Source organism: Thermogutta sp., from assembly GCF_039793925.1.
Taxonomy (GTDB): domain Bacteria; phylum Planctomycetota; class Planctomycetia; order Pirellulales; family Thermoguttaceae; genus Thermogutta.
Genome location: NZ_JBAMME010000340.1, coordinates 1 through 8,036, shown reverse-complemented (window position 1 = coordinate 8,036; position 8,036 = coordinate 1). Strand labels below are relative to the sequence as shown.

Annotated in this window: 8 protein-coding genes; all 8 read left to right on the top strand. The window is 63.7% G+C overall.

Annotated features, from left to right (window positions below; genetic code table 11):
• Positions 1–77: 77 nt before the first annotated feature.
• The 8 genes from ABJK56_RS18375 (at position 78) to ABJK56_RS18340 (ending at position 8,003) form a co-directional block, all read left to right on the top strand.
• Entirely contained in the window at positions 78–956 is an 879-nt protein-coding gene (locus ABJK56_RS18375) for a WD40 repeat domain-containing protein (protein WP_347246140.1), read from the top strand.
• A 56-nt stretch (positions 957–1,012) separates the two neighbouring features.
• Positions 1,013–1,915: a WD40 repeat domain-containing protein gene (locus tag ABJK56_RS18370; RefSeq protein WP_347246139.1), complete on the top strand. Its 903-nt coding sequence runs from the start codon at positions 1,013–1,015 to the stop codon at positions 1,913–1,915.
• A 71-nt stretch (positions 1,916–1,986) separates the two neighbouring features.
• Positions 1,987–2,892 (top strand): hypothetical protein, encoded by a 906-nt coding sequence (locus ABJK56_RS18365; RefSeq protein WP_347246138.1) that lies wholly within the window; start codon positions 1,987–1,989, stop codon positions 2,890–2,892.
• 153 nt (positions 2,893–3,045) lie between these two features.
• A complete protein-coding gene (locus ABJK56_RS18360; RefSeq protein WP_347246137.1) occupies positions 3,046–4,092 on the top strand; it encodes a WD40 repeat domain-containing protein in 1,047 nt (348 codons plus the stop codon).
• A 110-nt stretch (positions 4,093–4,202) separates the two neighbouring features.
• Positions 4,203–5,081: a WD40 repeat domain-containing protein gene (locus ABJK56_RS18355; protein WP_347246136.1), complete on the top strand. Its 879-nt coding sequence runs from the start codon at positions 4,203–4,205 to the stop codon at positions 5,079–5,081.
• Positions 5,082–5,176: 95 nt separating this feature from the next.
• The gene (locus ABJK56_RS18350) at positions 5,177–6,055 is read left to right on the top strand and encodes a WD40 repeat domain-containing protein (protein ID WP_347246135.1); all 879 of its coding nucleotides are present in this window, start codon (positions 5,177–5,179) and stop codon (positions 6,053–6,055) included.
• Positions 6,056–6,150: 95 nt separating this feature from the next.
• Complete coding sequence (locus ABJK56_RS18345) at positions 6,151–7,029, top strand: WD40 repeat domain-containing protein (protein WP_347246134.1); 879 nt, start codon at positions 6,151–6,153, stop codon at positions 7,027–7,029.
• A 95-nt stretch (positions 7,030–7,124) separates the two neighbouring features.
• Positions 7,125–8,003, top strand: a complete 879-nt coding sequence (locus ABJK56_RS18340; RefSeq protein ID WP_347246133.1) for a WD40 repeat domain-containing protein — start codon at positions 7,125–7,127, stop codon at positions 8,001–8,003.
• Positions 8,004–8,036: the final 33 nt, after the last annotated feature.

Sequence of the window (8,036 nt, the reverse complement as noted above, 5' to 3'; positions counted from 1 at the left end):
GGGCCGTGCCTGCGACCCGCGACCTGGCGGCCCCGTGACCTACAGTGGTGCATCCCGATCGCGGGAGGGAGGTAGAGTTGGGACTCGTCTTAAGGGGACATACGAACCGGGTGGGCAGTGTAGCCTTCTCCCCGGATGGCCGGATGCTGGCATCCGGGTCGGATGACACCACCGTGCGGCTGTGGGATCCCGCTACGGGACAGGTGCTGCGCATCCTGAAAGAGCATCAGAGCTGGGTGTTGAGTGTGGCCTTCTCCCCCGATAGCCAGCTGCTGGCATCGGGGTCGGTGGACAACACCGTGCGGCTGTGGGATCCCGCCACGGGACGGGTATTGCACATTCTGGAAGGGCATCCGCGCGCTGTGTGGAGCGTGGCCTTCTCCCCCGATGGCCGAATGCTGGCATCCGGGTCGTCCGACAACACCGTGCGGTTATGGGACCTTGCTACCGGGCAAGTGCTGCGCATCCTGAAAGGGCATACGGATGGAGTGCGGTGCGTGGCTTTTTCCCCCGATGGCCGGATGCTGGCATCGGGGTCGGCGGACAAAACCGTACAGCTGTGGAACCCCGCTACCGGGCAGGTGCTGCACACCCTGGAAGGACATACGGACTGGGTGCAGAGCGTGGCCTTCTCACCCGATAGCCGGATGCTGGCATCCGGGTCGGACGACTGCACTGTGCGACTGTGGGACACCAGCAGCGGGTTGGGGTTGCGCACCATAACAAGACACACAGACTGGGTGCGAGGCGTGGCCTTCTCCCCCGACGGCCAGATGCTGGCATCGGGGTCGTGGGATACCACCGTGCGGCTGTGGGATCCCGCCACGGGACGGGTACTGCGCGCCCTGGAAGGGCATATCGCCCAGGTGTATTGCGTCGCTTTCTCCCCTGATGGCCGGATGCTGGCATCCGGGTCGTCCGACAACACCGTGCGGCTGTGGACGATCCGCGAATAAGGATGGTCGTAAGGTCGCATCGGCAACCCACGACTGACCATCACAGGGGGTGAAACATGGAACTTACGATGGAACTTGTTCTGGAGGGGCATACGGACAGGGTGAGCAGCGTAGCCTTCTCGCCCGATGGCCGGACACTGGCCTCCGGGTCGGATGACGGCACCGTGTGGCTGTGGGATCTCGCCACGGGGCGGGTGCTGCGCATCCTGAAAGGGCATATGGGCGGGGTGAGCAGCGTGGCCTTCTCCCCCAATGGCCGAATGCTGGCATCCGGGTCGGGAGACCGGGATGTGCGGCTGTGGGATCCCGCCACCGGGCAGGTGCTGCGCATCCTGGAAGGGCATACGGGCATGGTGAGCAGCGTGGCCTTCTCCCCCGATGGCCAGATGCTGGCATCGGGGTCGTTCGACCACACCGTGCGGCTGTGGAATCCCGCCACCGGAGAGACGTTGCGGATCTTGCGGGAGAACACGACCGATGTGTGGTGCGTGGCCTTCTCCCCCGACGGCCAGATGCTGGCATTCGGGTCGGAAGACCGCACTGTACGACTATGGGACCTTATCGCCGGGCAAGTATTGCGCGTCCTGGAAGGGCATACAGACTGGGTATACAGTGTGGCTTTCTCCCCGGATGGCCAGACGCTGGCATCGGGGTCGTGGGACGGCACTGTACGGCTGTGGAACCTCACCACGGGGCAAGGACTGCACACCCTGGAAGGACATACGGATTGGGTGTTCGGCGTAGCCTTCTCGCCAGATGGCCGGATGTTGGCAGCCGGGTCAGCCGACCGCACTGTGCGGCTGTGGGACCCCAACAGCGGGCAGGTGCTGCACATCCTGGAAGGACACAGAGGTCCGGTGAACTGCGTGGCCTTCTCTCCCGATGGCCGGATGCTGGCATCCGGGTCGCCGGATCACACCGTGCGGCTGTGGGCCATCTCCGAACCGGGAGGGTCGTAGACGGCAGGGTCGCAAACGCGACGTGCGGCCCGCGACCACAAGAGGGGGGACTGAGAGGGCATATCGGATCGGTGACCAACGGGGCCTTCTTCTCTAATGGCCAAATGATGGCCTCCAGCCTGGCGAATGGCACCGTGCGACCGTGGGACTGGGAACAGCAGGCGGCCGTCATACGGACTCAGTCGTGGGACCTCACCGCCGGGCGATGCCCCGCCGCACTCGCCCTTGTGAGGTCAGGACCGATCCTTGCCCACGGGGCAGGTGCGATACGAACACAGCGTGGAGTGCAGATGCTGGCCTCCGGGCCACGGGATGGTATTGTGCGGCCGTGGGGCCCGAGATCGGGCAAACACCCAAGAAAGCATCAGGAAGGCGAACCAATGGGAGTCAGTGTCTCTTTCTCAACAGATGAGCGTAAAGTATTCGGCATTCTGCAGCCGGAACGCACGGAACGGGCAGGGTTGATTTCCTGTCATCCCGCAGTGAACGGGTTTTCTCTCGTCCTTTGGGACAGTGGCTTTGGTTTGAGCGGGCGGGAGAAAAAACCAGAACTGTACCTTGCCACCGGGGATCGTGGGGGATATCCCCTGTCGCGGTCATCTTTTGTATACGTGGCGTTCCACTACCGGGATGACGATTGGGAACAACAACTCCATGAGTACCTGGAGTTCATGAGCCAATACCCCACGGGGGAACCGTTTCCGAAGAGAGATGAAAGGGCTTTAGGATATGTCTGTGCCCGGGAGATTGTTCGGGGCGCTATGGTGTATCGAGGGGGGAAGATTGTCCTGAGAGGGGTGGATGTGGAAGTCTTCCCTTCTCCTACCGGTGACGAGGACCGCGAGGTCTACCTGCTCGGAGTGATCGGCACCACCGGGCCCGGGGCAAGGCGTGTGGTGAAAGCCAACAAAATCGCTATCCTCCCGGGAATATATCAGGCGGAAATATCGCCCCGGCGCCCCGGTTGGTCGGCATGACCGGTCATCCGAGAGCCTCAGAATCCATCAAAGGTCGGAGCGGGAGGCGCGCGAAATCATCCATCCCCCAGCGGGGCAGGACTGTTGTTGCAATCTGGAAGAAATGTTGGGGCGGTGCCGCGCGACCTCGCGACCATCACAAGAGGGAAAAAGATGAAAACGACAATACTAAAAGAACATACCAGGGGGGTACTGAGCGTGGCCTTCTCCCCGGATGGCCAGAAACTGGCATCCGGCTCGGCAGACCGCACCGTGCGGCTATGGGACCTCGCCACCGGGGAAATACTGCACGTCCTGGAAGGACATACAGACCTGGTGCAGAGCGTGACCTTCTCCCCCGATGGCCAGATGCTGGCATCCGGGTCGTGGGACGGTACTGTGCGGCTGTGGGACCCTGCCACCGGGCAGATACGGCGTGTTCTGCAGGGACATAGGTGGGATGTGTGCTGCGTGGCCTTCTCTCCGGATGGCCGGATGCTGGCATCCGGGTCGTTGGACGGTACGGTGCGGCTGTGGGACCCGGACAGCGGGCAAACGTTGCACGTTCTGGTGGGAAGCGGAGACCAACTCGGGGGGGGCGAGGTCTTCTCGCCTACAGCCTGGGTATTCAGCCTGGCCTTCTCTCCCGATGGTTGGACGCTGGCATTGGGAACGAGTGACTGCACTGTGCGACTGTGGGATCTCAGGGACCTTGCCGGGAAACTGCGTATCCTGGAAGGGCACGGAGACCCGGTGTACAGCGTAGCCCTCTCTCCCGATGGCCAGATGATGGCCTCCGGATCGTACGATCCCACCGTGCAACTGTGGGGCCCCGCCACGGGGCAGGCGCTGCGCATCCTGAAAGGGCATACGGACTGGGTGAACGGTGTGGCCTTCTCCCCGGATGGCCAAATACTAGCCTCCGGGTCGTCGGACGGCACCGTGCGGCTGTGGAATCCCGCCACAGGACAGATACTGCGCATCCTGGGAGGGGATTGGGAGCGGGTGTTGAGTGTGGCCTTCTCCCCCGATGGCCAGATGCTGGCGTCGGGGTTGTGGGACCACACCGTGCAGTTGTGGAATCCCGCCACGGGACAGATGTTGCGCATCCTGCAAGGGCATAGGGCCGAGGTGCAGTGTGTCGCCTTCTCCCCCGATGGCCAGATGCTGGCATCGGGGGCGTGGGACCGCACCGTGCGGCTGTGGGCGATCCGCGAATAAAGAAGGTCGCGCCTGCGACCTTACGTCCCCGCGACTCGCGACCTGCGACCTTACGTCCCCGCGACTCGCGACCTGCGACCTTGCGACCGGATCATACAAAGGAGGCAGAGATGGCTCTCGTCTTAACGGGGCATACGGGCTGGGTGAGCAGTGTGGCCTTCTCTCCGGACGGCCGGATGTTGGCATCCGGGTCGGATGACGATACTGTACGGCTGTGGGACCCCACCACAGGGCGAGTACTGCGCGTCTTGGAGGGGCATACACACTGGGTGAACAGCGTGGTCTTCTCCCCCGATGGCCGGATGTTGACATCCGGATCGACGGACCATACCGTGCGGCAGTGGGATCCCGTCACAGGAGAAGAACTGCGCGTCCTACTGGGGCATACGAGCGGGGTGATCAGCGTGGCCTTTTCCCCCGATGGACGGATGCTGGCGTCGGGGTTGTGGGACGGCACCGTGCTGTTGTGGGATCCCGCCACAGGACAGGTCCTGCGCATCCTGGAAGGGTATATGGAAGTGGTGAGTAGCGTGGCTTTCTCCCCGGATAGCCGGATGCTGGCATCGGGGTCGTGGGACACCACCGTGCGTCTGTGGGATCCCGCCACCGGGCAACCGCTGCACGTCCTGAAAGGACATCAGGGGATGGTACTGAGCGTAGCCTTCTCCCCCGATGGCCGGATGCTGGCATCCGGGTCGGATGACCATACTGTGCGGCTGTGGGACCCCGTCACCGGGCAGGTGCTGCGCGCCCTGGAAGGGCATATGGACGGGGTGCAGTGCGTGGCCTTCTCTCCCAATGGCCGGATACTGGCATCCGGGTCGGATGACCATACTGTGCGGCTGTGGGACCTCGCTACCGGGCAGGAACTGCGCACCCTGGAAGGGCACGAAGGCGCGGTGCTCGGCGTGGCCTTTTCCCCCGATGGCCAGATGCTGGCATCCGGTTCGGCGGACAAAACCGTGCGGCTGTGGGCGATCCACGAATAAAGAAAGTCGCAAATCACAAGGTCGCGCCTGTGACCTTACGTCCCCGCGACTCGCGACCTGCGACCTTACGACCGGATCATACAAAGGAGGCAGAGATGACTCTCGTCTTAACGGGGCATACGGGCTGGGTGAGCAGTGTGGCCTTCTCTCCGGACGGCCGGATGTTGGCATCCGGGTCGGATGACGACATTGTACGGCTGTGGGACCCCGCCACCGGGCAGGTACTGCGCATCCTGGAAGGGCACAGAGGTCCGGTAGCCAGCGTGGCCTTCTCTCCCGATGGCCGGATGTTGATATCCGGATCGACGGACCGTACTGTGCGGCAGTGGGATCCCGTCACAGGAGAAGAACTGCGCGTCCTACGGGGGCATACGAGCGGGGTGATCAGCGTGGCCCTCTCCACCGATGGCCAGATGTTGGCCTCCGGATCGGCGGACCGTGCCGTGCGGCTGTGGGACCCCGCCACAGGGCGGGCGCTGCGCATCCTGGAAGGGCATATGGACATGGTGAGCAGCGTGGCCTTCTCCCCGGATAGCCGGATGCTGGCATCGGGGTCGTGGGACACCACCGTGCGTCTGTGGGATCCCGCCACCGGGCAACCGCTGCACGTCCTGAAAGGACATCAGGGGATGGTACTGAGCGTAGCCTTCTCCCCCGATGGCCGGATGCTGGCATCCGGGTCGGATGACCATACCGCGCGGCTGTGGGACCCCACCACAGGGCAGGTGCTGCACATCCTGGAAGGGCATACGGACTGGGTAAACAGTGTGGCCTTCTCGCTAGATGGTCAGATGCTGGCATCCGGGTCGTGGGACCACACCGTGCGGCTGTGGGACCTCGCCACCGGAGAGGAACTGCGCGTCCCGCTGGAGCATACGAGCGGGGTGCTCAGTGTGGCCTTCTCCCCCGATGGCCGGATGCTGGCATCCGGTTCGGCGGACAAAACCGTGCGGCTGTGGGCGATTCGCGAATAAAGAAGGTTGCAAACCGCAAGGTCGCGCCTGCGACCTTACGTCCCCTCGGCTCGCGACCTGCGACTTTACGACCGGATCGTACAAAGGAGGCAGAAATGGTTCTCGTCATAATGAGGCATCCGGACCGGGTGAGCAGTGTGGCCTTCTCTCCGGACGGCCAAATGCTGGCATCCGGGTCGGATGACGGCACTGTACGGCTGTGGGACCCCACCACGGGGCGGGTACTGCGCATCTTGAATGGGCATACACACTGGGTGAACAGCGTGGCCTTCTCACCGGATGGCCGGATGTTGACATCCGGATCGACGGACCGGACCGTGCGGCTGTGGGATCCCGTCACAGGAGAAGAACTGCGCGTCCTACTGGGCCATACGAGCGGGGTGATCGGCGTGGCCTTCTCCCCCGATGGCCAGATGTTGGCCTCCGGATCGGCGGACTGTGCCGTGTGGCTGTGGAACCCCACCACCGGAGAGGCGCTGCGCATCCTGAAAGCCCATACGGCCTCAGTGTACAGCGTGGCCTTCTCCCCGGATGGCCGGATGCTGGCATCGGGGTCGTGGGACCACACCGTACGGCTGTGGGATCCCGCCACCGGGGAAATCCTGCACGTCCTGGAAGGACATAAGGGGATAGTGTTGAGCGTAGCCTTCTCCCCCGATGGCCGGATGCTGGCATCTGGATCGGGTGATCGCACCGTGTGGCTGTGGGACCCCGCTACCGGGCAGGTGCTGCGTACCCTGGAAGGGCATACGGACTGGGTGAACAGTGTAGCCTTCTCGCCAGATGGTCGGATACTGGCATCCGGGTCGGACGGCAACACCGTGTGGCTATGGGACCTTGCTACCGGGCAGGCACTGCGCATCCTGGAAGGGCACGAAGGCACAGTGCTCGGCGTGGCCTTCTCCCCCGATGGCCAGATGCTGGCATCCAGTTCGGCGGACAAAACCGTGCGGCTGTGGGCGATTCGCGAATAAAGAAGGTTGCAAATCACAAGGTCGCGCCTGCGACCTTACGTCCCCGCGGCTCGCGGCCTGCGACCTTACGACCGGATCGTACAAAGGAGGCAGAGATGGTTCTCGTCTTAACGGGGCATACGGGCGGGGCGAACAGTGTGGCCTTCTCTCCGGACGGCCAGATGTTGGCATCCGGGGCGGATGACGACACTGTACGGCTGTGGGACCCCACCACGGGGCGGGTACTGCGCATCTTGAGGGGGCATACACACTGGGTGAACAGCGTGGCCTTCTCCCCCGATGGCCGGATGCTGACATCCGGATCGACGGACCATACCGTGCGGCAGTGGGATCCCGTCACAGGAGAAGAACTGCGCGTCCTACTGGGCCATACGAGCGGAGTGATCAGCGTGGCCTTCTCCCCCGATGGCCAGATGTTGGCCTCCGGATCGGCGGACCGTGCCGTGCGGCTGTGGGACCCCGCCACAGGGCGGGCGCTGCGCATCCTGGAAGGGCATATGGACATGGTGAGCAGCGTGGCCTTCTCCCCGGATGGCCGGATGCTGGCATCGGGGTCGTGGGACTATACCGTGCGGCTGTGGGACCCCGTCACCGGGCAACCGCTGCACGTCCTGAAAGGACATAAGGGGATGGTACTGAGCGTAGCCTTCTCCCCCGATGGCCGGATGCTGGCATCTGGGTCGGATGACCATACCGTGCGGCTGTGGGACCCCACCACAGGGCAGGTGCTGCGCATCCTGGAAGGGCATACAGACTATGTGAATAGTGTGGCCTTCTCCTCCGACGGCCAGATGCTGGCATCCGGGTCGTGGGACCACACTGTGCGGCTGTGGGACCTTGCCACCGGAGAGGAACTGTGCGTCCCGCTGGAGCATACGGGCGGGGTACTCAGCGTGGCCTTCTCCCCCGATGGCCAGATGCTGGCATCCGGTTCGGCGGACAAAACTGTGCAGCTGTGGGCGATTCGCGAATAAAGAGGGTCGCAAGGTCGCAGGTCGCAAAGTCGC